Below are 24,650 nucleotides of genomic sequence, written 5' to 3' on the forward strand. Positions count from 1 at the left end.
ATGCGTCTGCGATTGGTTGCTGCACGGTTCCTTCCCTCCTTTACCGATGAAGGGCACCCAGAAGCCGCCCTCTGAGCGCCCGCACACCTTTTCTAGTTGTTCGCATTCTTATTTGCCTGCATCATACCGTTTTTGGGCATCATTGTAGACTTTGATGTAGGCGTCCAGCCCTTTTTTGGCAATCGTTTTTTTCCATTCTTCCCACTGGCTGTCCCCGTATTTTTTATCCAGGATATACTTCGCATTAAATTCTTCGGATGCTTTTTGCAGCGAAGTTTGCAGCTGCGCCAAGGTCGATATTTCTTCATCGGTGAAATTCAAAATAGGGTCGACAGGCTCAAACTTTTTCGCTTTCAAAATTTTATCCTGAGCTTCGCGTTCTTTCTCGGAAAATTTGTAATACACGCTGCGCCGATCCGGCCGCAGGTAGGCACCTTCCAGCCACATCGCATAGCGGTCTTCCAACACGCTGATGTCAACCAGAGGCAAATCTTTCAGCTGAGGATAGACCGGGACGCCATCTTTGCCCCACTCAAAATTCACGCCCTCGACCCCGATGGTCATCAATTCGCCGCCGGACGGGCTCGTCAAGTAATCAAGCAGTTTTAAAGCCGCTTCCTTGTTCTTATTGCTCGAGACAGCCACGCTAAAGTCGGATACTTTAGGCAGCGTTCTTACGTTGCCGGTCGGTCCGACCGGATTAGCATACCGCAGGTTATATGCCGGATTTTTATCCTTAATCTGGTTATAGAATAAGTCCAAACGTCCAATCCAATCCCACGTAACAAAAGATTTCCCGGTAGTCATCTTCGTTGTCCAGGAATCCTGCGTATCCGTCAAAAACTCAGGATCCATCAAGCCTTCGTTGTACAGTTTCTTCATGAAATCCAGCATATCTTTGTGCTCGGGCTGAACGCTGGCATATTTCCAAGTTTTATCTTTCTCGTCATAATAGGCCGGATAATTGTCTACGTTGCCTAACCCCCAACCGAACGACCAATCTCTAAAAATATTGGCGAGGCCTTTCGAGGCATACGGATAGGAATCCGGATAAGCTTCTTTCAATTTTTTGAGCGCTTGATAAAACTCATCCGTATTCGTCCATTCTTGAATACCCAATTTGTCAAAAACATCTTTTCTGTACATGAAACCATGATTAACATCCCGGTTCAGGTTGTAAATCGGCCACGTATACAGCTTACCGTTCTCGTCGCCGTAAGATTTAATCACCCAGCTGTTTTCTTCCATATATAATTTTTTGAAATTCGGAAGCTGGTCGGCGTAGTCGTTGATGGCAACGACGCCTTTTTGTTTGCCGATTTTCTTTAATTCCGCAGGCTTGAGGCCACTGAAAATATCCGGCAGCTTGCCCGAGGCGACAACGACCTTGAGCTTATCTTGGTATGTTTGAGGCGAATACGTTTGGAACTCGACTTTAATGCCTGTTCGCTTCAAAATTTCCTGGACAATCAGCCGATCTTCTTTAATATTGGATGAGTTGCTCGGCAACATCCATGTCAGCGTTGTCGGTTTGTCCACAAGCGGAAGCTTCAAGCCTCCGGTGTCTCCGTAAGGATTGGCTGCTGCGGTAGGTGAACTTGCCGTTGTCGGTGTGCTAACCGCATTGCCGGCAGCGCCTCCGTCCTTGTTCACATTGGCCTTTCCGCTGCAAGCGGACAGAATCGCGATAATCATTGATAATACAGTCATGACGCTGATCAGCCTTTTTGTCATTTGCGTTCCTCCCTTTTATTTGCGGTCTCGCTTCCCTTTTTATCATAAGAGCGCTTCCAACGTCCGTAAATAAAACGATTTCCACCCGCTTGTTTTTTTCTCCGAACCCCCTTGAAAAAACGAAAAAACCTTGATATATCAAGGTTTTTCAGCGTGTAGAGAATGATAAAGAGGTGGAAAATCATGAAAATATAGGAACCGTAACACCATTATTTCTGCTCGCCTCAGCTGCTTCTAAAAAGCGGATGATTTCAAGCGACTCCTTGATATCGAGCGCCGGCCGGCCCGTAACGAACATCGGCACGACCTGTTCCAGCAGGCTGGCATAATACGTTCTATCTGATGAACGGATCTCCGCCCAAGCCGTACCCGCTTTCCGGTGCACAACCGCACCGAACGGGGTTTCGTTTCCACGGACTCCCCTGATCGTGCCGATCCTCCCGTCGCTCCATTTACCGACAATCAGATCATGGGATTCCGTAGAAACGGCAGAAACCGCCACACAGCCTGTGCCCAGAATCGCGAAGAGCATTTCCGCCATGTGGATGCCGTACCAGAAGTAATAAGACTGAGTCGTTTCCACGTTCATAGGTCCATGCACGTCAGCACCGATAATGGGGCCATTCTCGTTTTGTCTAAGCTCAGCAGTCAAGCTGTCGGCGTAACGTAAGGCCGATGCGCTCATGACCGGTACGCGATGCAACGCTGAAATTTTGACGATTTCTTCGGCGTCAATAGTTCGCAAAGCAAGAGGCTTATCGATAAAGACAGGTTTGCCATAGGGAGCGATCCGCTTGAACTGATCCATGTGTACGCGGCCATCTGCGGATATCAGAAGAATCGCATCGCACCGGGCCGCAACTTCTTCAGGCGTATCCACGATTTGAACGCCGTATTGTAGCCGCATTTCTTGGGTAAACCCTTCCACACGCCCGATACTCAAAGGAAAGTCCGGCGATCCTCCCGGATAAGCCATGGTCACTCTGCCTCCGGAAACATGATGCGCGTGATCCTGATCGTTTAACAATTTTGTAAAAGCAACCGCATGCGACGTGTCCAGCCCGATTATTCCTATATTCATGACTCGGCAAGCCATTCCTGCAAATGGACTTTGACAAAATCATCATCGTGCAAATGCGGATAATCCCTATAAATGCGCTCAATTTCTTCGGCCTGCCCCGGAGATAATGTTTCGTGAGGATTCAAGCACCAAGTTCCCTTTAAGAGGCCCTGCCTGCGAAGCACCTCATGGATACCGGGTATGCAACCTGCGAACTGATGCGCAGGATCGAAGAACGCGGCATTCGCATCCGTTACTTGAATGCCCAGAGTCAGCCATTCCTGCGGGATATCACGCCGGTCTCGAAAGACTTTGACGGCTTCCAGAAGCTCCACAGCCTTGCGCGTCCAAACGGCCCAATGGCCGAGCAGTCCGCCGACAATTCTTTTTTCAACCACTTGTCCGTCTACTTTGAACCGGTATGTCGTGAGCAGATCGTTCACAATATTATCATCGTTTCCGGTATACAAAGCAATCTCATCGCGCCTGCTGGAATAACAGACGGCGCGAACGACATCGATCGTCTGGTACCGGTTGAATGGTGCCATCTTGATTGCGACCACATTCGGAATATCCGCGAATTCGCGCCAAAAGTCAAAGCTGAATATTTTGCCCCCTACGGAAGGCTGCAAATAAAACCCAATGACCGGAAATTCCCTTGCTATCATTTCCGTACGCTTCAGGATATCTTTCTCGCTCCATTCCGAAAGCCCACCCATGCTCAGCAGCCCGGCGTCATAGCCAAGTCCTGCGGCGATTTGCGCTTCTTCGAGCGCCTGCTCCGTCGGACCGCACAAGCCTGCCACTTTAATGAAAGGACGGTCGAGCCGGGCTTTGCCGATTTCTTCCGCCGCCAGACGCAGCACCGGTTCATAGAGATTGATCGCCTTATCGCGAATTTCAAATTGCGTGGAATGCACCCCAACGGCAATGCCTCCGGCGCCGGACGCTGCGTAATATCGCGTCAATCCGCGCTGATGGCGTTCGTCCAGCTTGCGGTGCTCATCCAAAGCCAAAGGGTGCGCTGGAATAACCAGACCGTCGTGAAGCGCCTTTGATAACTCAGGGGAAAGCGATTTGTTCTGCGTACTCAATTAAAATTTCCCCTTTCTCTCTTGGAAGTGCGTCGGTTTGTTCCATGTATGCCCTCCGGCTTGAACCCATTCCGCCGCCCAATCGATCATCTGCATCAAGGAAACACGCGGGTAGCCGAATAATTGATGAGATTTCGAAGCATTGCTGAGAAGCGCGGTTTCCGCTTCCGTTCCTGCGAACACCGCTTCTTTGCCAAGTCTTGCAGCCAATTCGCCTGCCGCCCAGCGAATGGACATCGTTTCGGGTCCGGTTACGTTGATGATGGCCGGCGGGTTCGAGCAATGCAATAAGCATCGCAGTGCCATTTCATTGGCGTCCCCCTGCCAAATGATGTTCGCGTGCCCCATGGCCAACTGAATCGGACGCCCCTCGTGTACGGAACGGGCCAGCTCGAGCAGCACGCCGTAACGCATATCAATCGCATAGTTAAGGCGGTATATGGCCATAGGCGTTCCGTTTTGATGTGAGAAATATTCAAAAATCCGCTCGCGTCCAAGGCAGGACTGCGCATACTCGCCCAGAGGTTCGGGCGCTACCGTTTCATTGACGCCTCCGCTGCCAACCGGAGAGAAGGGGTATACATTCCCCGAGGAAAACACAACAATCCGCGAATCCTTATATTTCTCGGCAACACGTCCAGGCAAATATGCGTTCATGGCCCAAGTGAAATATTCTCTGCCCGTCATTCCGAATTTGTTCCCAGCCATATAAATCACATTCTGAACATTCGGCAGTTGCTTAAGCTCATCGTCATTCAGCAGATCGCAGGAGATGGTTTCGACTCCCGCCTCTTCCAGCTCACGCCTGGCCTCCTCATTGGAAAACCGTGAGACACCAATCACCCGCTTCGTCAAACCGCCTTCCCGAATGGCATTCTTCGCCAATCTCGCCAGGCTGGGCCCCATTTTCCCGCCAACACCAAGTACGAGAATATCCCCATCTACCGCGCTTAAATCCTGAATCAGTTTTTCCGACGGTTCCGCTAATTTGGCTTCCAATTCAGCAACAGTCAACATATCTGTTCATTTCCTCCTTTTTCCTTTTCTACTTCCATCATAACGATAGGATCTATATAAAGACAAATCTTTAAATCGTCTTTAAATATAAATAAAGAATCCGTCAGGGGCTTCCCTGACGGATTCTTTTGCTTGTAAATCCTTACGTTTGCGAAGAAGGAGCAAATTAAGTATGGCATCTGCCCGGTTCAAATCAGTAACGATGGAAAACATCATTCTGGGCTCGATTCCATTTTCTAATTCGACTGTAATGATGAAAAACATCGCTATTGCTTCGATCTGGGGTAGCCAAACTGCCCTTTGCTACTCTGTAACGATGGAAAACATCGCTATTCACTCGCTATCCATTTACTTTTACGTCCTGAACGCTGAATAACATCATTCCAGCTTCGATCAGCGTCCCATAGTCGAACTTACTTAGAAAGGTGAGCCAACCGTCCTCGTCCTCCCCTTCCCTGCCGGATGCTTTTTGCTCTCGCCTCTGTCAAACTGAAAATAGTAAAACAATAGAATAATAACTTGCAATGCACCAAGAACTAAGAAGATATTGCTGAATATGAAGCCCTTGGGATACGTATAAGCCGGGTTCCAAGAATTCACATGAGATGAGCCAAGATCCACCATCTTGCTGTAAACTCCTGTAGCTATCCCCTGTGAAATGAAATTCACCATCGAAAACATGCCCATTCCCACGCCAACCTGTTCCTTAGGCAATGTCCTTGAAATTGAGCCTGAAACCGCAATGTTCATGAAAGATTGGCCCACATTGCCGAGAATCAGAAAGCCTGCAATACATAGCGGAGAACCTCCGGAGAAGGTGGATAGTAATACAAAGCAAGTGACTAACAAGCCCGATGCAACATAGATGAGATACGAATTTCCTTTCAAGTCCGCCAGTTTGCCGCCTTTTCGTCCCAATAGGGCCGAGGCTATTGCAGCAGGAACCATCGCAAAACCGATCCAAATAGAAGGCAGCTCTTGGACATCCGACAGCAGCAGTGGACTCAGAAAATAGAACGCGCAGCCAATCCCGTTTATGAGAAAAGAAATCGTTAGCCCGAGTGTATACCTCTTATTTGTAAATAGAGCAGGTTGAACAAACGGTTCGGTTACGGAGCGGATTCGAGCTATGAACACGAGCAGAATGAGTAATCCGCCAATAAAAAACAACCAAGTTCCTTTCGTAACGCTCAAAAGAAATAATGCCACCGTGACAGCTAGCAACCCTCCGCCGACCCAGTCAAATTTTCCATGCATCCCATGCTGTTCCTCCTCTAAGTATTTTCGGTAGAAGGGCAGCGTAACTAAGATGAGAAGAGGTACTGCGAATAACCAGCGCCAATGAACCAAACTGACAATTAATGCAGATATGACAGGACCAAGCGCGCTGCCAAGAGCCAAGCCGACGGCAACCATGCCTAATGCGATACCTCTGCGTTCAGGTGCGAAATAGCGCACGGGGATCAGCATCGCTGTCGCTGGTATGACGGCAGCACCCATCGCCTGCAAGCACCTTCCCGCAAGTGCCATCCAGAATGCTGAAGAAGCCAGGCCGATCAATGAACCGATTGCAAATAACAGCAACCCGTACGTCAACAAATTTTTGAGCTTGTATCTGTCTGCCAGCTTACCGTACGTAACAGCTCCAATCGCGTAAATCAGAATATATGCTGAAGAGAGCCAGCTTACTTGAGCAATGGAAAGATCAAACTCACCGCTGATCTTGGGAAGAGCAATGTTGAACATTAATCCGCTCATCATGGAAATGATAAGTGTGAATAGTAGAATGCGCATGATTTTGTCTCCTGATTGCTGCAGCCCTTTGGTTTCCATGTTTCTCACATTCCTTTCGTTTTGACAGTCAGTACTGACTGTCATTCTATGATTAAAAAAACTAGGGGGTAATTGCCCTAGTGAATATTTGCACACTCTCTTGAATAAATGCGTCTAGCGAAACGGTCGGATAGTTCGTGCGGGCATCCAGATTGTTCATGAATGCGCCGTAGTTCATCATCATGAAGGAGAACGCCTGAAGTTCCGGGTTCGTTCGGATCATTTTGCCTTGTTCGGACATAACGGTGAAGTAATTCGTCAAAAATTCCAAAAGTTGCTGGGGATGCTTCTGAGTTCGTTCACGAAACCCGGGCAAATGGCCTTGTTCCTTCATGCTGATTAGAATCATTTTCCGGTTGCGGTTCATAATCTCATGATACGTCCGGCTGACCAGCATCAAATCTGTATGCAATTCCCAAACAAGCTTTTCGCTAAAAAGCTTTCTCATTTCTTCCGCGTAATGATAACGGTCAAAAGCGGTTTCCAGCAGATTTTGCTTGCTGCCAAAGTGGCGAAACAGCGTCTTCTCGCTCAAGCCGGCCGCGGCCGCAATTTCCATGGTGGATACTTGGCTGTAGCCCTTCTCCGCAATTAGATCGATTGCTGCCAACAGCAGCTTATCATGGCTGCTCAGATTGCTATCGCTGCTCATATTCCCCTCCATACAAATGTCTGTCAGTACTGACTGTCTATACAAATGATAATATTCCAGATTCTTCAAATTGTCAATGGGCCTTTTGTGAAAAAAGCGGGCTCCGCGTCGTTGCGCAAACCCGCTTTCGTCATCCATGAAAGATTCAAATCCCCTGCTCGCTAAGATTCGTGTCGTCAGACACTTGCAAAAATGTAAATGTAAATAGCTGTCGCGGTCTTCCGCGAGGTACCTTTTCCAACCCCGACACTTCCACGATTCCGTTATCGATCCAGCTTAGAAGCAATCGATGTGCGCTTCTTACCGTAATATCAAGCAAAGCCGCCAATTCGTGCACTTTGTATTCATATCTGCCAAACCGGGCCCGATTGTGAAGCAGTTTGCTCAAATAAGCGCTTGTCATTCCGGCGTCTTCTGCCCGTTTGATCAGCTCCGAATCCGTGACGGACAGCACGCTTTGCACTGGGTCGGCCATCTCCAGAGGACCGATTAAAGTTCCATCCTCTCTAACAATGAAACATGCGTTGCCTCCCGCTTCCTTGGCTTTTCTCATGGCTACTCTCGAATTGGTTCCCGCTGCGCTGGCGGATCGTCCGAATCCGATGCCAATGCTTAAAGAAATTCCATGCGTTTTATTCATATCTTTCGCGAGCGGAATCGTTTTATAGCCGCCCGTTGCGCTCTCAAAAAGACCGCGTGTCGTGAAGAACAGATATTCATCCCCGCCGAGATGAGTTAAGTATCCGTCCAGCGATTCTACATAATCCAGTACCATACGATGAATGTCCAGCTTCAGCTTTTGAACCTCATGCTCACTGCTGCGTTGTAGGGCCAGTTTGCCAAAATCGTCGATATTGATCAAACCGACTACGGTTTGAGATTCCTTGCTGCGCCGCGACTCGGTGGAAAGCAGAGCCCTTTCGAGGGCAACGACGATGTCCTGGTCGGAAGGAACCAGCCATTCATTAGGAATGCCCAGCTTGGTTAATTCTTGCGCCACAACCTCTATGCCTGTAAAAGCAATAGAGCAGTTTCCGGCAAGAAACTCTTTTTGATGAAAGTGGACCGTTTTATCCTTGGATGCATACGCAGGTCCGTCATAAACAACCGAGTTCGTACGAGGTATGCCTAAATCCTTCAAAGTTCGCGTGACCATCTTTTCTGTCAAGGTATCTACAGATATTCCCCCGTCGAGCTTGCCTGAGCGCTGCGCGTTAAAAAGTGCTTTATACAGACCTGCATCGGTAATAGGCACGTGGTGCACAGGGACTTCGATAATCGCCTTTTCCTTCACCTTTCTGTGTGAGAGAGGGTCGGATAGAAGGATCACTTCGACTTGATCGCTTATTCGTTCAGCAAGCGACGGCGCTTCTTCCGCATCCCGGAAGATGAGCGGCACGGGAGCAAATGAAGGGAACGACGCTATGACCTTCTTGATTTTATCAATGATAAATGGTGGTCCGATAAGACCGATTGGTATCTGATTAAAATGACTATTATTCCTATGCGTCATAAGGATCACTCCGTCTTAAGCTTGAGATTGCCGAAGCGCCAAACTCGTTCTGGAAATCCGGATCGCCATCAAAGCCGCAAACAAGCATACGAACCCGGCCCCGATAAACGGAATGGTATAAGAACCCATCCATTCTCTCATCAGACCCGTACCATAAGCCGCTGCCGAGGCGCCTAATTGATGAGAGACGACAACCCAGCCGAAAACCATACCGGCCTTTTCCTTGCCGAACTCCTTTGTAGCCAATTTCACGGTTGGCGGAACGGTAGCAATCCAATCCAGGCCGTAAAAAACAGAGAAAATGAGGAGTGTTGTTGGGCCGGAATCCAGCGCATAGGGCAAAAAAAGAAGGGAAAGACCGCGAAGTCCATAATACCAGAATAGAAGCCAGCGACTATCAAACCGATCCGACAACCAACCTGAGGCTGTCGTGCCAATAAGATCAAACAGCCCCATCAACGCGAGTAATCCTGCTGCCAACACTTCCGGAATGCCATAATCGCCGCATGCCGGAATGAGATGCGTACCGATCAGACCGTTGGTCGAAAAGCCGCAAAAAAAGAATGTGCCCGCAAGCAGCCAAAATGTTTTATTCGATAAGGCTGATCGCAAAGTTAGCAGCGGTGTAAGAAAGATGCTGCCTTGAAACGCACTCGGTTTGACAATATCTTCTGAACCATAGGCGGCAGCGCCTACATCATAAGGATGATTTCGCATCCAAAGAACAACAACGACAAGCATGATGAGGACGGCAGCAACGGCCGTATATATCGCATATCTCCAACCTATTTCTACCGTTATTTTGGCAAGCATCGGCAGGAACAGCAATTGCCCGGTAGCCGCGCTGGCGGTAAGCATGCCGACGACAAGCCCTTTTCGCTTAACAAACCATTGATTGGATACGGTTACGCCAAGCACATTCGCCATCATCCCAGACCCTAGACTTGCTACAAATCCCCACAATAATTCAAACTGCCACAAATGCTTCATTAGCGGCGTAACGGAGAGGCTTAATGCCAATACAGCCAGAGAGAATGCCATAACTCTTCGATTGCCGAACTTCGCAAGTAATGCTGCAGAAAAAGGGCCGATCAATCCGTATAAAAATATACCGATCGAGATGACACCTGAAATACCGCCGCGATTCCATCCGAACTCTTTTTCAAACGGAAGCATCAATATGCTTGGCATGGAACGGATACCCGCAGATACGAGCAGGGTAACAAAGGTGATGAGGACAACAACCCATCCGTAATATACACGAGACGACTTGACACTTGGGTTCATCTGCTTTTCACTCCATTTCTAATTTTTGTTGTACATACAAACTTATAGGCGACAACCTTTACTTCTCTAGCTGCGCACTTGACCGTATAATATCAGTAGATAACTGCTCGGATGCTTGCATACCAAGAATTTCTTCGTACCTTTGCCGCAAATTTTTCGATGCTTGACGTATTGTATCTTCCAGTACTTTGCCTTTATCAGTTGGATATACGAGAACAGTTTTGCCCTGCACCTTACGTTCAACCAATTGCTTGCCTTCCAATTTATCGACAAAACGGGTCAGCGTTGAAGGCGTGATGCAAAGTTTTTCCGATAATTCCTTTTGTGAAATGCCAGGGGTTCCGTTGACAAGCCGGATCAGATAACCGTACATAGGTGTCAAACCCGTGGCTGCAAATTCTTCTTCCGCAATCTTCGTTATGGCACGACTTAATCGATTAGCTGTGAAAAATAAACAAGTATGAAGGAAGCTGTCGTCCATGATATACCCTCTCTTTTCCATTTCAATTTTGTATGTACAACAAATATAAATCATCATTTTTCTATTGTCAATCATGAAAAAAAGATACAGATTTCCACTTGGGTCATCTGTATCTTTTTTTCATATCGACTTAGCCGAGAATAGAGCGGATGATTCCAATAATCGCTGTTTTTTCCTGCTCGTTCGCATGCGGTCGTTGTTCTTTTAAATAGCTGAATAATGATTTCCTCACATCTTCATCCAACTCGGATAGCGCCTTTCCCCGTCCATCCCATTCCGGATGCAGATCCCAGAATTCCTCTTTCCATCCGTGAATGAATTCGGTTATTTGATCGGGACGTTCGATGAAAACGCCTAATTCTTCCCCTGCTTCGTTAAAAAACACATAGGTCGGGATGTGATTACGTCCATCAGGGTGCAGATAAGCGGATGCGATATCTTGATTGTCTGGATCTCGAAGTAAAATGTGCAGCTTCAGCTTGCCGGTTGCCTGTTCGATTTTTGCAAATAATGGCAAGTTGGCAACAACATCTCCGCACCAGTCGTGAGCCAACACCAGTACATGTATTTGCTCGGAAAACTTCTCAAAATAAGCCAATTCCAGTTCGTTTAACGAATACTGCTCGAAATTCGCTTGAAGCCTATCAACATTTACTTGAGAATGATCAACAAATTGCTGATACGTTAACGCTTCCTCAAATGCTCTCTTTCTTCTTTCCTGCGAAATTCCCCCTACTTTTTGAAAACTCATGACCGTCATCCCTCCAATAAATACTCCGATTTAAGAATCAAATCTTTTTGATAGGCCAATACTTGATCCCAATCTCCGCTAAAGATCGGAATTCGATAATACCCGACCCGTTCATACAGAGCAGCAGCTTCCGGCTGTTTGGGACCCGTCTGCAGCTTGATGCTGTTATAGCCAAACTCAATCGCCAACCGCTCAATCTCGGCTAGTATCGATTGTGCCACTCCCTTTCGGCGGAAATCCGCACGCGTATACATCCGTTTGACTTCAACCGTGTTTTCATCCAATGGCCGTAACGCGCCGCAACCAACCGGATAACCTTCAGAACGGGCAACCACAAATGCCGCTCGGGGCACTTCGACGTCCGATGGTTTGAATCCCGCGCTTCCATCGGAATCGTAAAGTAAACCCAACTCCGCGCTCAACTCCCTGATCAATTGTTCGGAGTCCTCGCTGCGAATATCCTCAGGAGCAGCAGTAATCGTTGAGATCATTTTCATTTTCCTCCTTTATGCAAGCAAACAACACTTTATATTCACATAATACCCATCAGATTTATCGGTTATCATGAGATAACTGTATCATCTCCTCGCAAACGCGTCTAATAGGTTATTTCTATTCTAGCATTTAATGTTTCTATCATAAGAAGAATGCCCCTGATGGATTGAATTTGACGACTTTTAAGGGCGATGCTATAGTTGGAAAAGAGCCTGTCGACCTAACTTATGGAGACTTTCTTACTTCGCTGAGCAGCCTGGTAAGGGGGTCTTTTCTGTTTGTTAGGCACTAACGCGACAGCCAGCCACAAATTTCATTCGGTAAAATGGAGGAAGAATAATGAGCTATCGCACAATTGGAAAAACGGGGATTCGCGTTTCGAGCTTATGCCTCGGCACGATGTCTTTTGGCGGAATTGCCGACGAAGAAACATCAAGAGCAATTTTTCAGCGGAGCCGGGAAAAAGGAATTAACTTTTTCGATACCGCTAATGTCTATAACGGAGGTCGTTCGGAAGAAATTTTGGGGAAATTGATCCAAGGTTGCCGGGACGAAGTCGTTTTGACAAGCAAAGTATTCTTCCCTACTGGAACGGACGTGAACGCAAAAGGATTGTCCCGCAGACATATTTTCCTGTCGATTGAAGATAGCCTGCGAAGACTGCAAACCGATCGTCTCGAATTTTATTTTGTTCATCATTTTGATTCGCATACTGCAATTGAAGAAACGCTGCGCGCACTCGACGACCTGCAAAGACAGGGCAAAATCCTCTATCCGGCTGTCAGCAACTGGGCTGCTTGGCAGATCGCCAAAGCCTTAGGCATATCGGAAAAGATGGCGTTAGCTCGTTTCGAGCTTATTCAACCTATGTACAATTTGGTTAAACGGCAGGCGGAAGTGGAGATTCTGCCGCTTGCCGAGTCAGAGCAGTTGGGCGTGATTAGCTACAGTCCGCTCGGCGGCGGATTACTTAGCGGCAAATACGGGTTGCACAGCAAGCCCAATCAGGGCCGGCTGGTGGAGCAACCCATGTATGCGAAACGCTATAGCGAAGAAGCTTACTTTCAGGTTGCTGATCGCTTCGCATCATTTGCTAAAGAGCGTGAAGTGCACCCCGCCACGCTAGCAGTAGCCTGGGTGCAAAGCCAACCTGGAATAACGGCTCCAATCATTGGCGCACGCAATGTGGAGCAGTTGGAGCCATCGCTCGCCGCTCTTGAATATACCTTGGATGCGGAGACCCGCAAGGAAATTTCCAACCTATCCATTGCTCCTCCTCCGGCTACTGACCGCAGTGAAGAGGCTTGAACCGAAACATCACGGCATCGTTAAGGTTTCAACTCTGGTACGATATTCGGCGGGATCTGACCAGTTACACCGGCGACTACGTTTCTGGCCGCCATCATGGCCATGTCGAAACGGGTCTTTGCGGTGGCTGAGCCGATATGCGGCAGGGTAACGACGTTTTTCATTGTAAGCAAAGGGTTATTCGGGTCTATCGGCTCTTGCTCGAATACATCCAAGGCTGCGGCTTGAATAAGCCGTTCCTCCAGCGCTTCGATCATAGCCTTTTCATCAACCAGTTGGCCGCGTGATGCATTAATGAAAATGGCCGTCCGCTTCATTAATTTGAAGTGCTCTTTGCGGATCATATGATGCGTTTCAGCGGTCAGCGGGGTCATTACGACGATAAAATCAGACTCACGCAGCAACTGTTCTTGTGTCCGATACTGCGCTTCATACTTTTCCTCGGCGAGCGGTTTACGATTCCGGTTGGCGTACAGGATGTTCATATCGAATCCGAACCTTGCGCGTTTTGCGATCGCATCACCGATTCGCCCCATGCCGATAATACCAAGCGTGGCGTGATGTACATCGGTTCCGAAAAATGCCTCATCAGACGGTCCCCAGCCACCCTGCTTAACCAAGCTGTCCAGTTCGGAAGTGCGGCGCGCGGCTGCGAGCATCAAGGCTAGAACGAGGTCAGCTACTGTATCGTCTAGTACATCAGGCGTATGTGTGCCGATGATGCCATGCTTTTTCATAGCTGCCGTATCAAAGTTGTTGTAGCCGACCGAAATGTTGCTGACAATTTTAAGGCGAGGCGCATGCTGCAGTAAATCGTCATCAATCGTCACTCCTGATTGCAGCAGCCCATCCACATCGGCCAACGCTTGTTTCAACTGCTCCCGGCTGTGCGATTCGCCGCTGGACAAATCTACGATTTCACAATGCTCCGAAATATACTGTCCCACCTCTAGGGGCAGCTTCTTGAGAACGAGTACTCTTGGCTTATTCATTTACCCTATCCACCTCTTTGGTTATCCAGAATGAACACTTTAGCACGACTGCGGTTTGATGCCGTTAAACTAATCTTAACATGAATAACGTTCCGCATGCGCTTGTCATTTTCCTTCCAGAAAATCATCCGAAATAACAAAAGTCACCTATTCAAAAAATCATGGAGTCATTTCATAAATTACGATTTATCCACGGATTTGTCGAGTGGCAAGTCTCATAAAAAACACTCCTTTTGGCTCGCTCTTCCGCAGATTCGAATGCACATCAGGCAACCATCGGCCACTTTCAAAGAAATGAGGGGTAACCTTCGGGTCACCCGCTTGACAAAGAACAAAGGTCTTTATTTGTGAACAAGTTTGATGCTAAATTTCGGAGAAATAGCCATTTCGGGGCTCGAAAGAACAAAAGTCCATAAACAGCGAACGATCTTCGCTAATTATGGACTTTTATTCGTTCGAAGCCTGATCGGTGGTCATTTACACACCAAATGCGTCAAAATGTTCTCTATTTAGAGACCTTGGTTCTTTCCACGACGGGTAAGGGTCTTCTCTACATGCGATGGTTCAGAAACGAACCGAAAATTTTATATAAGACTTCTGCTCCTCGTTTTGGATCCCCAGTTGCTCGGCATACCATATCAAATCCATTTTTTGTAATAAAAAACAAGAAAAACAACAATAATACCAAGACTAGGAGGGTTTGATATGGCGAATATGAACAAACAAAAAATTGTGGCAAGCGTGCCGCAAGAAGGTTTCTGGGGTCATCCCAAGGGATTGTTTACACTTTTCTTTACAGAGTTTTGGGAGCGTTTCTCTTATTATGGCATGAGGGCTCTTCTTGTTTTCTATATGTATTATGAAGTATCGAAAGGCGGACTGGGGATCGATCAAAAAACGGCGCTTGCCATTATGTCGATTTACGGCTCGCTCGTGTATATGTCGGGTGTGATTGGCGGCTGGCTGGCCGACCGGATATTCGGAACGTCAAAAGCCATACTTTACGGCGGCATTTTTATCATGTTTGGCCATATCCTGTTAGCGGTCCCGGGAGGCGCGATAACACTCTATGTATCCATGCCCCTGATTATCCTTGGTACAGGATTACTGAAGCCTAATGTTTCCAGCGTAGTCGGCGAAATTTATAGTGAAGAAGACCGTCGCCGCGACTCAGGCTTTAGCATTTTTTATATGGGGATTAATCTTGGAGGCTTTCTTGCTCCACTCATTGTAGGTACACTAGGCATGAAGGTTAACTTCCACCTTGGATTTAGTTTAGCTGCCGTCGGTATGCTGTTGGGACTAGCCGTATTTTTGTTGACGAAAAAAAACAATCTTGGCCTTGCCGGCACCTTTGTAGCTAACCCCCTCTCCCCATCGGAAAAGAACAAGGTATTCGCCCGGATTGGCGCAGGCGCGGTTCTTATCGCCATCTTCGTGGCCGTTGCCATACCGGCAGGGCTGCTAACATTGCGTACATTTATTGCGCTTGTAGGCCTATTAGGAATTCTGATTCCAACCCTTTACTTTATAGTCATGTACCGAAGTTCTAAAACGACAGCAACTGAGCGTTCAAGACTGATTGCTTATATTCCGTTATTTATTGCTTCTATCATGTTCTGGGCTATTCAAGAGCAAGGCTCGACCATTCTTGCCAATTATGCGGATAAACGTACACAGTTAGACTACGCGGGCATTCATATTTCGCCTGCCTGGTTCCAGTCGTTAAATCCTTTATTTATTATCCTTTTAGCACCGTTTTTCGCCTGGTTATGGGTAAAGCTCGGGAATCTCCAGCCTTCCATTCCTAAAAAATTTTCTTTAGGCCTATTGTTCGCCGGCTTATCCTTCCTTGTCATTCTTTTGCCTGCTTACTTTAGCGGCGTTAATGCATTGGTTAACCCATTATGGCTGGTTCTCAGTTATCTCATTGTCGTCGTCGGGGAATTATGCCTATCTCCCGTCGGACTCTCGGCAACTACCAAATTAGCTCCCGCCGCCTTCTCGGCGCAAACGATGAGCTTATGGTTTTTATCCAACGCTGCGGCCCAGGCCATTAACGCGCAGATTGTTAAATTTTATACGCCTGAATCGGAGATGGCATACTTTGGCGTCATTGGCGGAGCATCCATCGTCCTCGGGATCTTTCTCTTCCTACTATCGCCGAAAATTCAGGGGCATATGAAGGGGATCCGGTAAGTTGCCTTCCTCGCGATCGTTATTTGAAATAGATGGGATTCGTAACGGCAGCCAAGAGCGTTTGACCGACTTCGGAAAAATGGCGCCAAACTTCCGCCCTGTAAAAAGTGCGGCCGGCTGTTTCAGCTTCAAGTTCAGTCCAAAGCTCTCCGTTGGGACTCGCTTGAAGATCTGCCGTATCGTGCTCCGCCAGTGTGATTTCCTGCTCAATCCCTTGATTGCTGATCAGTTTCACTCGATCTCCGGCGCTCAAACGGCTTGCACGCAGCCTTACCGGAGACCTATTCTCCGACATGTCGGCCGTGTCACCCGTCATAGACGAGCCGCACGTTAATTCCATAAAAGGACCGTTAGGCGCATAAGTGATGAACACACGCCCTTTCCCGATAGCTTCGAGAATATCCGCCGCCGTTCGGGCTTCCGCGAACACCCAGGTGCAAGGCATCGCATGCTTCACATACGGGTCCGGCCGGTGCACGTCGCTGCCTCCCACCGCCACCATGCGTCTGCCGGCAAGCAGCTGTTCATGCCACCAGTTCAGCGCTTTTTCATTGCGCGCCGTCCAGGGACCGTTCCAGATTTCGACTCCGTCGAAATCTGCGTTAAAGTCCCATAGCCATGGGCAATAATCGCAATGCGGATGGTTGAGGACGATAGCCGCCCCCCTAGCGCGCGCCTGGCCCATTTTCCGATTGACATCACCTTGTCCGGTTACGCGGAAATCGTCCAAAGGATCGGGAATGCCTAGAAAATTACTATGACCGAAGTTCGTCGTGAATTCCATGCCGGGAATCATGACAATCCGTGTATTCCGCGGGTACGCGGCATTTTGGCTCACCGTGTTATGGTCGGTCATCGCGATGAAATCGCAGCCCAATTGCTCCATGATCGCTGCATGTTCCTCCAGCGTGAATTTGCCGTCGCTGTGCACGCTGTGCGTATGCAAATCCCCTTTCAACCAGCGCGGCGAGCGCAAATACAGCCGTATCGTAACCGTTACCGTGCAGCCTTCTTCCGGCACTTTGTAGGCATTATGCAGCACCGCCCACGAACCGGGAGCAAGCTCTCCGGGAAGATAACCGGGCGTGGCTTGCTCCAGCCCGAGCCAAAATTCGCTTCGCGCGCCGCCGCTCCAGCCCCTTACCCTCCATTCGTCCCGGATACCGAGGTCGATCACTGCTTTTCCCGGGCCATGCGGCTGAACACTGTATGCAACATGGATTTCCTCCATGTTCTCCGGCATTTGAAAAGGTATGTCCAAATAGGCGCTTTCTTCAGAGTGTTCAATCCTGCGGGTTAACGTTATTGTACTGCCCGCTCTTTCCTTTTGGTCCATTTTCCTGCCTCCTGTTTACTCCTTAACAGACCCGAGCATGATGCCGTGGATAAAATATTTTTGCAGAAAAGGATACACCACAAGAATCGGCACCATCGAGACGACGATTTTGGCGGCGTTCAGCGTTTTATCCGATATCTTGGCAATCATCTCCTGCTGGCTGGAGTCGATCTCTGAGATATTCAGCTGTACGACCAGCTGCTGGATATAGGTTTGCAGCGGGTAATACTCCATGCTCCGCATGAAAATCATGCCGTCAAAAAAGGCGTTCCAGTGACCAACCACACTGAACAAGGTGACAGTGGCGAGCGACGGCAGAGAGAGCGGCAGGAAGATTTTAAGCAGCATGTACCAAGGCCCAGCCCCATCCATATAAGCCGCATCGGTCAATTCCTTCGGCATATTGCGGAAAAAATTCATCAGCAGTACGACGTTGAACACCGGAACAGCCCCCGGCAGCACAAGTGCCCATAGCGAATTAAAGAGTCCGAGCGACTTTACGGTCAGGTAAAGCGGGATGACACCTCCGCTGAACAGCATTGTGAAAAGCATGAACCACATGTAGACGTTCCGCAGCGGAAATTCCTTGTTGCTACGGGATAGCGGATAAGCCATCAATACAGTCATGAGGAAGTTAACGCCTCCTCCGAGTAAGACGCGTTTCACCGATACGAAGAACGAGTTCATGAAATGGGGTTCGTCGATGATTTTGCGGTAAGATTCGATATTAAAGCCAACAGGCCAAAATTCGACCAGCCCTCCCGCAGCCGCGGCCGTATTGCTGAACGAAACCGAAATCGTATGGACTACGGGCGCCAGCGAGACGAGCGAGATAAAAAGCATGAGCGCGATCAAAGCTGATTCGGTTAGCCGCGCCGACAGCGTTTTATTCCGTACCATGAGCGTTCACCTGCCTTGTCAGAAGATGCGGTAATTCGCGAATTTGTAAGCGATGCGATACGAAATGACGATTAAGATGAACCCGATGACCGATTTCAGCAAACCGACGGCTGTTGCGAAGCCATATTGGGCTTGGACCAGTCCGACTCGGTACACATAGGTGTCGATAATATCTCCCGATTGATAGACAACGGGATTGTATAGATTGAAGATTTGATCGAACCCGGCATTCAAAATGTTGCCGATGCTAAGCGTGGCGAGCAACACAGTCGTCGGCACCAGACTTGGCAGGGTGATGTACCAAAGCTGCTTGAACCTGCTTGCTCCATCCATCTCGGCGGCTTCGTAGAGAGAAGGATTGATGCCGGCGAGCGCGGCCAGGTAGACGATGGCAGCGAAGCCGAATTCTTTCCAGATGTCGGTGCCCACAACAATAGCGGGAAACCAAGTATTGCTGGTCAAAAACATGACCGGCTCCATCCCGAAACTCTTTAGCGTATTGTTGATAATCCCTCTTAAGGAGAACATCTCAATAATAACGCCGGCCAGAATAACCCAGGACAGGAAGTGGGGAAGGTACACAATCGTTTGCACCCAACGTTTGATCCCCATAAAGCGGACTTCATTCAGCAACACGGCAAAAACGAGCGGGACGATCAGGTGAATGATGATTTTGCATAATGAAATAAAAACGGTGTTGTATAAAATAAGGCCGCTATCGTTAATCTCGAATAAATATTTAAAGTTGTCGAGACCGATCCATTCCGAGCCGAAGATGCCCCTACCGATCCGGAAATCCTGGAAGGCGATGGCAATCCCGAACATCGGGACGACATGGAAAATGATCAGCAGGATAATGCCGGGAAGCAGCATCAGATGGTAATGCTTGTAGTAAGACTTGATGTTCACGTTAGAATCACCTCCGGTCGGTAAGAAAAGAAAGCACCGCCTTACAGAAAAGGAGGTGCTTCTTTATTTACCCTATGTCGATCGATTATTTGCTAGCCGCTTTCAGTTCATTCTGTACTTCTTTTGTAATCTCGTCGCCACCCTGAGCCTTCCAATCGCTAACGAATTTCTCAAACGAATCGAGCGGCTGATCGCCCATGACGATTTTGAAAAACGCTTCCGTCTCCAGCTTTTGCAGGTTCGCCCATTTCCGTTCCATCGTTTTGGTGACGGCTGTATATTCACTGTACACTTTATTGTAGTTTTGTTTCAGCAACTCGGCGGGAACCGTATACCCCCAGTATCCTCTCCAATCCTTGACGACTTTTCGAGGATTCGCTTTATCGCGCATTGCTTTGTCATACATGTCTTTCATTTCCGGATTCAGCTCTTCCGGCTTGATCTCCCCGCTCATCGCTTTTTTGAGCTTATCGGACTTCCGCTCCACGGCATCCGCATAATCATAGGTCGCGTTGCCGATCGGCCAATAGGAAGCGTCGATCGAGAAATCCAGCTTCAAGGCATCCGGATCCACTTTACGCTGTGCGGCGATAAAAGTGTTCGCATAAATCATCGCGGCTTCCGGATTTTTCATTCCTTTCTTGACGACGATGAAGCGGTTGCTGACAGGAACCATCAGATTGTTTTTCTGCCCTTTCGCGTCCATGATCAAATAGGGCGTGAAATCCGCATTCGGATTGTTCGTAAACGTATCCGAGATGATGCCAGTCGCCCACCATGGTCCGAAAAACATGCCCGATCTTCCACTCACGACGGCTGGATCCTCGTTTTTCTGGATGGCGAATTCCTTGTCGATCAAGCCTGCGGCGTACATCTCGCGAAGCTTGCCAAGAGCCTGCTTCGTCTCAGGCAGTGTGGAACCATAGACGACTTGCCCAGAGCTGTCCTTAACCCAATTCGTTGGGTAAGCGTTATATGCTTCGAATAGCCCTTTGAAGTTATGGAAGCTAGCCTTGCCACCGTTTTCGAACGCTTTTTCATATCCCGTTAACCCGATCGTATCCGCTTTGCCGTTGCCGTCCGGATCTTTCTCGACGAACGCTTTGGCAATCGTTGCGATATCGTCGACCGATTTCGGGGCTGGAAGCCCCAGCTTATCCATCCAATCTTTACGGACCCACAGGAAACTCATCGCATCCGCTTGCACGCTGATGTTCGGTATGCCCATTAACTTGCCTTTATATGTAGCCTTTTCAATCGCCTTATTCCCGGTCGAGTTATATAGTTCTTTCGTCAGAGGAGATGCATACTTTTCATATACTTTCGTCAAATCTTCGAGTTGTCCGGCAGCCGCGAGGCTCAGGAACGTTCCTTCGTCGACAAGCATGATGTCGGGAATATCGTTACTTGCAACAGCGAGGTTCAACTTTTGCGTATAATCCGCACCTGATGCGTACCAGAGCAATTTAAACGAAATGTTCGTTTTGTCTTTAATATATCGTGTGTACTGATTGTTTTCCGCCGTGTCTCCTTCCGGGAGCTTCGCACCTGCGGTGACACCTTTAAAGGTCGTGATTTCAATCGGATTCGGCATTTTGAACGGGTCGACTTTTGCGTTTGGTTCAGCTGAAGAAGTGCTGCCGACATCGGTACTAGATGCTGAATTTTGGCTGCTGCACGCTGACACGAGCGTAGCGGCAAGTGCGAGCAGAATAAGCGCTTTCCCTTTTTTCATACTTGTCCCTCCTCTGATAGGCCCTCTACCTTAATCATAGTTAAATTCACGGGTATAGGCGTCAGATTGCGTCTTGAATTTGGGAATATTTCGTCTCGTATTCTATCTCCTCGGCGTCTTATAAGACCAAAATGTACCCCATTGAAGACATATTGTGACCATGTCCCGCTAGTTCGAATGATAACATGGCCTTCTTCCTTTTTCTGCCGTTTTTTGTTAGCTGGGTATGAAGATTGGGTTAAGCGCTATACTTGGCTGTTTAAACCCTTTTCTTTTTTACGAAACTCGCTCGGCAGCAGCCCTGTCATTTCGCGAAACACGCGGCAAAAATATTTTTCATTCGGATATCCGGACTGCGCAGCGACCCATCCGATCGTTTTCCCGGTTTGCAGCAAGAGCGCTTTCGCATGTTCCACTCGAACATCCCTCATGTAATCGTTAAAAGTCTTACCAACAATATCCCGAAAGCATCGGCTGAAATAACTTCGGCTCATATTGACCCGCCCCGCCACCTCAATCAGATGAAGATCCGCCTGAAGCTCGCGCTGAATGTAATCGACAGCTTTCCATATGCTTGCTTTCACTTCTGCAGAATAGTCCTGTGTCCGGATATAAGACTGAGCGAGTGAACGTATTTCGTCCAGCCATGTGACCCAATCGCTCCAATGTGCGTACGGACGACCAAGCAAATTGTCCGGCAGGAAATCACTTCCGAACAGCCTCTTCCAATGATCTGCCGCTACATAAAATAATCGTTCCAACTGCGGAACCGTCAATTTTACACGATCGGTGTCATCCAGTAGATGCCTGAATATCCGCTCATCCATCATCCAATCCGGCCGCGACCATCGCTCCCCGATTTCCTGAAGTTTGTGCATTGAAATTTGATTCTCGATAAGATCAGGTTCGGTCTTTCCGCTCAGCCTGGCAGTCGATTCGGATTCAGCAAGCACTCTCCTCTCGTGTATGCGTTCAACAATCCGGCGCAGAACTTCATCCAGGTGCTCGTCTTCAAGCTCCACTTTGGTAATATAATCCAGTGCGCCGAGCCGTAGCGCTTCCTGAATCAATTCGAAATCCTGATGAAAGGTCAGAACGACCATATCCACTTCGGGATAGCGCTGCTTAACCTCCTTCATCAGGTCGATGCCTGACATAACCGGCATCGCTAGGTCGGTAATGAGCAAGTCCACATGGTATCCTTCCATGAATTCAATCGCCTTTTTCCCGTTGCCCGCCTCGCCTGCGACTCGAAGACCATATGTTTCCCAAGGCATCATGGCGATGAACCCTTTGCGAACCAAATGATCGTCATCCACGATTAACACGTTGATCATTACTGTCCACCTCCTCATGTATAATCGGCAGACGGAGCAGAATCGTCGTTCCGCCTCCCAATTGGCTCTCGATTCGAAAGATCGCAGATCCGCCGAATTGAAATTTGATCATGCGGTGCACATACTGTAGACCGATCCCCATGCCTACTTTTTTGCGAGTCTCCGTTTCCTCACTCAGCAATCGGCGAATTTCTTCTTCCGACATACCGTCCCCATTATCTTTAACGCTAATCATCACGTGCGTATCTCCGTCCTCTTCCACCCCGACCTCGATCACACCTTTGTCTTCAAGACCGTGGTAAAGCGCATTCTCTACGAGCGGTTGCAGAATGAATCGGGGGATCGCCCGTTCAAGCGCCGTATCGTCAGCGTGAATCTTGACGTCGAATTCAAAATTGTAGCGGATGCCCTGCAGTTCAACGTAATGCTTTAACGCTTCGATCTCATCCTTGATACGGGCTTGCCCCCCTTTGCCGAGATTATAATAAAGCACTTTGTTAAGCGTGGAAACCAATCTGTCGATATCTTTTTGCCCGTTGGCACGAGCGAGCCAGCGAATCGTATCGAGTGTATTGTGAATAAAATGCGGATTGATCTGCGTCATCAACTTCTCAACTTCAAGCAGCGCTTTGCTCTGTTCCTTCCGTTCCACTTCGCTGATTAATCCTCCAATTCGGCTTCGCATATCGGCAAATTCCCGATAGATGACGGCGAATTCCGCGATCCGTGACCGTCTGGTCGGAGAAGAATCACTTTTGTTTTTCACATTGCGGATATCACTAATCAGCAGGTTTAGCGGTCTGTACATCATACGCCAGATCATCCATGCGATCAGCACGCTGGCCGCAAGTGTCAGGAATGCCGACAATACGAACTGATTGATCCAGCGGTTGATCTCCATCCTATAGTCTGCATCCGGTATGGCGGCGACAACCTTCCACGACTGGTTGCTGCTCTCTTCGAAACGGTAGTACTTGCTCCATTCGCCCGTTTTCGCGTCTGAGGCGTAAATCGCACCGATCGGGAAATCTTGTTGGTTTTCGCTATAAACGATCCGTCCCTCGTTGTCGACAACGAAATGAGTCAGATTGTTTCCGAATTGCTCGCTTTTAATGATACTTTCGGCCAATTTGAAATTGGTCTCGATATACACGAACACGTCGTCTCGTCCCGGAATCTCGACCTGACGCATGATGGACAGAACCTGGTTGCCGTCAATTGGATTCAGTGAAAGATGGGGTCCGAAATAAGTGATCGTGTTAAAATTGAACAATTTGGGCAGCTTGCTTAGGTCTCTGTTCTCGCGTACGGAAAAGTTCTCGAACAAGGTCTGGTTCTCATTTCCCAGGTAATAAAAAATGAGGCCGAGCGTCGGGTTCGTAAAATGAATCAGATTGAGCTGGCTTTGAATCTCATCTTTCAACAGCTTCTTCTGGTATAGATCGGAAGTAAGATAGCTCTCCAGTTTTTGGCCGACCCGCCCGTCAAAAGCTAGCTGCTGGGACGTATGATTCAACTGGCTCAGCGTATTCTCCAGAGAGAGCCTAACCTGGTGCAAATTGCTTTTCACACCAGCTTCCGCTTTGTTCTTCAGGATCGCATACATCGAAAAATAGGATATCGTACCGATCAGCACTAAAGGGGTGAGCGAGCTGATGAACAACAAAAAGATAAGGCGATATTTCAGCGAATAAGGACGAGATGCGTTCAGTTTCCAATATTTCGAAGTAAACATCTACCAGCCTACTTCCCGATTTTTTGATAGGATTATATCTAGATTTTACGTCGGAAACTTGAAAAGAATGATAGGAAGCGCAAGTTTAGGAAAGCGCTTTCTTATTTGCTGCCAAAGACCACCTTTCCAACATTTATTCAGAAATACAATTACCTTACGGGAAATTGAAATCATGCAGCTTCAGCAGATTATGGAATAAATTCTCTATTAGTGTACCTGATGGACGCAAATTATTTGAAGGAATGTTCCAAACAGCCCTCGAACGAACAAAATTCCATAATT

Annotated in this window: 21 protein-coding genes; 3 read left to right on the forward strand and 18 right to left on the reverse strand. The window is 48.2% G+C overall.

The window, feature by feature from the left end; genetic code table 11:
- Positions 1 to 108: 108 nt before the first annotated feature.
- The 4 genes from ACFQZT_RS04040 to ACFQZT_RS04055 all read right to left on the reverse strand — a co-directional run bounded on the left by ACFQZT_RS04040 (position 109) and on the right by ACFQZT_RS04055 (position 4,905).
- A complete protein-coding gene (locus ACFQZT_RS04040) occupies positions 109 to 1,734 on the reverse strand; it encodes an extracellular solute-binding protein (protein WP_379296781.1) in 1,626 nt (541 codons plus the stop codon).
- Positions 1,735 to 1,915: 181 nt separating this feature from the next.
- Positions 1,916 to 2,815, reverse strand: coding sequence for a Gfo/Idh/MocA family oxidoreductase (locus tag ACFQZT_RS04045; RefSeq protein WP_379296783.1), 900 nt, complete (start codon positions 2,813 to 2,815; stop codon positions 1,916 to 1,918).
- A complete protein-coding gene (locus ACFQZT_RS04050) occupies positions 2,812 to 3,888 on the reverse strand; it encodes a dihydrodipicolinate synthase family protein (protein ID WP_379296785.1) in 1,077 nt (358 codons plus the stop codon). Before ACFQZT_RS04050 ends, ACFQZT_RS04045 begins: the two co-directional genes overlap by 4 nt.
- Positions 3,889 to 4,905 carry an NAD-dependent epimerase/dehydratase family protein gene (locus ACFQZT_RS04055; RefSeq protein WP_379296787.1) on the reverse strand — a complete coding sequence of 339 codons (1,017 nt, stop codon included), beginning with the start codon at positions 4,903 to 4,905 and terminating at the stop codon, positions 3,889 to 3,891.
- 172 nt (positions 4,906 to 5,077) lie between these two features.
- On the opposite strand from ACFQZT_RS04055, the gene ACFQZT_RS04060 reads away from it, so the two are divergent.
- Positions 5,078 to 5,281 (forward strand): hypothetical protein, encoded by a 204-nt coding sequence (locus ACFQZT_RS04060; protein WP_379296789.1) that lies wholly within the window; start codon positions 5,078 to 5,080, stop codon positions 5,279 to 5,281.
- A gap of 41 nt (positions 5,282 to 5,322) precedes the next feature.
- Here the strand turns inward: ACFQZT_RS04060 and ACFQZT_RS04065 are convergent, their stop codons facing one another.
- The 7 genes from ACFQZT_RS04065 to ACFQZT_RS04095 all read right to left on the reverse strand — a co-directional run bounded on the left by ACFQZT_RS04065 (position 5,323) and on the right by ACFQZT_RS04095 (position 11,913).
- On the reverse strand, positions 5,323 to 6,738 hold the full coding sequence (locus ACFQZT_RS04065) for an MFS transporter (RefSeq protein WP_379296791.1): 1,416 nt from the start codon (positions 6,736 to 6,738) through the stop codon (positions 5,323 to 5,325).
- 61 nt (positions 6,739 to 6,799) lie between these two features.
- Positions 6,800 to 7,390 carry a TetR/AcrR family transcriptional regulator gene (locus ACFQZT_RS04070; RefSeq protein ID WP_379296793.1) on the reverse strand — a complete coding sequence of 197 codons (591 nt, stop codon included), beginning with the start codon at positions 7,388 to 7,390 and terminating at the stop codon, positions 6,800 to 6,802.
- Positions 7,391 to 7,535: 145 nt separating this feature from the next.
- Positions 7,536 to 8,903, reverse strand: coding sequence for a hypothetical protein (locus ACFQZT_RS04075; protein WP_379296795.1), 1,368 nt, complete (start codon positions 8,901 to 8,903; stop codon positions 7,536 to 7,538).
- Positions 8,904 to 8,918: 15 nt separating this feature from the next.
- Complete coding sequence (locus ACFQZT_RS04080; RefSeq protein WP_379296797.1) at positions 8,919 to 10,190, reverse strand: MFS transporter; 1,272 nt, start codon at positions 10,188 to 10,190, stop codon at positions 8,919 to 8,921.
- Positions 10,191 to 10,248: 58 nt separating this feature from the next.
- Entirely contained in the window at positions 10,249 to 10,671 is a 423-nt protein-coding gene (locus ACFQZT_RS04085; RefSeq protein WP_379296799.1) for a MarR family winged helix-turn-helix transcriptional regulator, read from the reverse strand.
- A gap of 130 nt (positions 10,672 to 10,801) precedes the next feature.
- Positions 10,802 to 11,422, reverse strand: coding sequence for a thioredoxin family protein (locus ACFQZT_RS04090; RefSeq protein ID WP_379296801.1), 621 nt, complete (start codon positions 11,420 to 11,422; stop codon positions 10,802 to 10,804).
- Between the two features lie 5 nt (positions 11,423 to 11,427).
- Positions 11,428 to 11,913, reverse strand: coding sequence for a GNAT family N-acetyltransferase (locus tag ACFQZT_RS04095; protein ID WP_379296803.1), 486 nt, complete (start codon positions 11,911 to 11,913; stop codon positions 11,428 to 11,430).
- A gap of 343 nt (positions 11,914 to 12,256) precedes the next feature.
- On the opposite strand from ACFQZT_RS04095, the gene ACFQZT_RS04100 reads away from it, so the two are divergent.
- Positions 12,257 to 13,225, forward strand: a complete 969-nt coding sequence (locus tag ACFQZT_RS04100) for an aldo/keto reductase (RefSeq protein ID WP_379296805.1) — start codon at positions 12,257 to 12,259, stop codon at positions 13,223 to 13,225.
- Between the two features lie 20 nt (positions 13,226 to 13,245).
- Here ACFQZT_RS04100 and ACFQZT_RS04105 read toward each other — a convergent pair whose 3' ends face one another.
- Complete coding sequence (locus ACFQZT_RS04105; RefSeq protein WP_379296807.1) at positions 13,246 to 14,217, reverse strand: 2-hydroxyacid dehydrogenase; 972 nt, start codon at positions 14,215 to 14,217, stop codon at positions 13,246 to 13,248.
- Positions 14,218 to 14,922: 705 nt separating this feature from the next.
- Between ACFQZT_RS04105 and ACFQZT_RS04110 the strand changes: the two genes are divergently transcribed.
- Positions 14,923 to 16,416, forward strand: coding sequence for a peptide MFS transporter (locus ACFQZT_RS04110; protein ID WP_379296809.1), 1,494 nt, complete (start codon positions 14,923 to 14,925; stop codon positions 16,414 to 16,416).
- Between the two features lie 19 nt (positions 16,417 to 16,435).
- Here ACFQZT_RS04110 and ACFQZT_RS04115 read toward each other — a convergent pair whose 3' ends face one another.
- From ACFQZT_RS04115 to ACFQZT_RS04140, 6 genes are all read right to left on the reverse strand, one after another.
- Entirely contained in the window at positions 16,436 to 17,752 is a 1,317-nt protein-coding gene (locus tag ACFQZT_RS04115; RefSeq protein WP_379296811.1) for a CehA/McbA family metallohydrolase, read from the reverse strand.
- A 15-nt stretch (positions 17,753 to 17,767) separates the two neighbouring features.
- A complete protein-coding gene (locus ACFQZT_RS04120; RefSeq protein WP_379296813.1) occupies positions 17,768 to 18,652 on the reverse strand; it encodes a carbohydrate ABC transporter permease in 885 nt (294 codons plus the stop codon).
- An 18-nt stretch (positions 18,653 to 18,670) separates the two neighbouring features.
- Positions 18,671 to 19,561 carry an ABC transporter permease gene (locus ACFQZT_RS04125; RefSeq protein WP_379296815.1) on the reverse strand — a complete coding sequence of 297 codons (891 nt, stop codon included), beginning with the start codon at positions 19,559 to 19,561 and terminating at the stop codon, positions 18,671 to 18,673.
- 85 nt (positions 19,562 to 19,646) lie between these two features.
- On the reverse strand, positions 19,647 to 21,296 hold the full coding sequence (locus ACFQZT_RS04130; protein ID WP_379296817.1) for an extracellular solute-binding protein: 1,650 nt from the start codon (positions 21,294 to 21,296) through the stop codon (positions 19,647 to 19,649).
- 245 nt (positions 21,297 to 21,541) lie between these two features.
- Positions 21,542 to 22,633, reverse strand: a complete 1,092-nt coding sequence (locus tag ACFQZT_RS04135; protein WP_379296819.1) for a response regulator — start codon at positions 22,631 to 22,633, stop codon at positions 21,542 to 21,544.
- Entirely contained in the window at positions 22,608 to 24,368 is a 1,761-nt protein-coding gene (locus tag ACFQZT_RS04140; RefSeq protein ID WP_379296821.1) for a sensor histidine kinase, read from the reverse strand. The genes ACFQZT_RS04135 and ACFQZT_RS04140 overlap by 26 nt, the downstream gene beginning before the upstream one ends.
- Positions 24,369 to 24,650 lie beyond the last annotated feature (282 nt).

The organism is Paenibacillus sp. GCM10027628 (assembly GCF_042676385.1).
Classification (GTDB): Bacteria; Bacillota; Bacilli; order Paenibacillales; family NBRC-103111; genus Paenibacillus_E.

What these genes read in the sequence shown, in the direction of transcription:
- ACFQZT_RS04130 (WP_379296817.1), bottom strand. Translation starts at nt 21,296, where the DNA reads ATGAAAAAAGGGAAAGCGCTTATTCTGCTCGCACTTGCCGCTACGCTC.
- ACFQZT_RS04070 (WP_379296793.1), bottom strand. Translation starts at nt 7,390, where the DNA reads ATGAGCAGCGATAGCAATCTGAGCAGCCATGATAAGCTGCTGTTGGCA.
- ACFQZT_RS04095 (WP_379296803.1), bottom strand. Translation starts at nt 11,913, where the DNA reads ATGATCTCAACGATTACTGCTGCTCCTGAGGATATTCGCAGCGAGGAC.
- ACFQZT_RS04060 (WP_379296789.1), top strand. Translation starts at nt 5,078, where the DNA reads ATGGCATCTGCCCGGTTCAAATCAGTAACGATGGAAAACATCATTCTG.
- ACFQZT_RS04140 (WP_379296821.1), bottom strand. Translation starts at nt 24,368, where the DNA reads ATGTTTACTTCGAAATATTGGAAACTGAACGCATCTCGTCCTTATTCG.
- ACFQZT_RS04090 (WP_379296801.1), bottom strand. Translation starts at nt 11,422, where the DNA reads ATGAGTTTTCAAAAAGTAGGGGGAATTTCGCAGGAAAGAAGAAAGAGA.
- ACFQZT_RS04075 (WP_379296795.1), bottom strand. Translation starts at nt 8,903, where the DNA reads ATGACGCATAGGAATAATAGTCATTTTAATCAGATACCAATCGGTCTT.
- ACFQZT_RS04065 (WP_379296791.1), bottom strand. Translation starts at nt 6,738, where the DNA reads ATGGAAACCAAAGGGCTGCAGCAATCAGGAGACAAAATCATGCGCATT.
- ACFQZT_RS04085 (WP_379296799.1), bottom strand. Translation starts at nt 10,671, where the DNA reads ATGGACGACAGCTTCCTTCATACTTGTTTATTTTTCACAGCTAATCGA.
- ACFQZT_RS04100 (WP_379296805.1), top strand. Translation starts at nt 12,257, where the DNA reads ATGAGCTATCGCACAATTGGAAAAACGGGGATTCGCGTTTCGAGCTTA.
- ACFQZT_RS04040 (WP_379296781.1), bottom strand. Translation starts at nt 1,734, where the DNA reads ATGACAAAAAGGCTGATCAGCGTCATGACTGTATTATCAATGATTATC.
- ACFQZT_RS04080 (WP_379296797.1), bottom strand. Translation starts at nt 10,190, where the DNA reads ATGAACCCAAGTGTCAAGTCGTCTCGTGTATATTACGGATGGGTTGTT.
- ACFQZT_RS04055 (WP_379296787.1), bottom strand. Translation starts at nt 4,905, where the DNA reads ATGTTGACTGTTGCTGAATTGGAAGCCAAATTAGCGGAACCGTCGGAA.
- ACFQZT_RS04135 (WP_379296819.1), bottom strand. Translation starts at nt 22,633, where the DNA reads ATGATCAACGTGTTAATCGTGGATGACGATCATTTGGTTCGCAAAGGG.
- ACFQZT_RS04105 (WP_379296807.1), bottom strand. Translation starts at nt 14,217, where the DNA reads ATGAATAAGCCAAGAGTACTCGTTCTCAAGAAGCTGCCCCTAGAGGTG.
- ACFQZT_RS04115 (WP_379296811.1), bottom strand. Translation starts at nt 17,752, where the DNA reads ATGGACCAAAAGGAAAGAGCGGGCAGTACAATAACGTTAACCCGCAGG.
- ACFQZT_RS04045 (WP_379296783.1), bottom strand. Translation starts at nt 2,815, where the DNA reads ATGAATATAGGAATAATCGGGCTGGACACGTCGCATGCGGTTGCTTTT.
- ACFQZT_RS04110 (WP_379296809.1), top strand. Translation starts at nt 14,923, where the DNA reads ATGGCGAATATGAACAAACAAAAAATTGTGGCAAGCGTGCCGCAAGAA.
- ACFQZT_RS04120 (WP_379296813.1), bottom strand. Translation starts at nt 18,652, where the DNA reads ATGGTACGGAATAAAACGCTGTCGGCGCGGCTAACCGAATCAGCTTTG.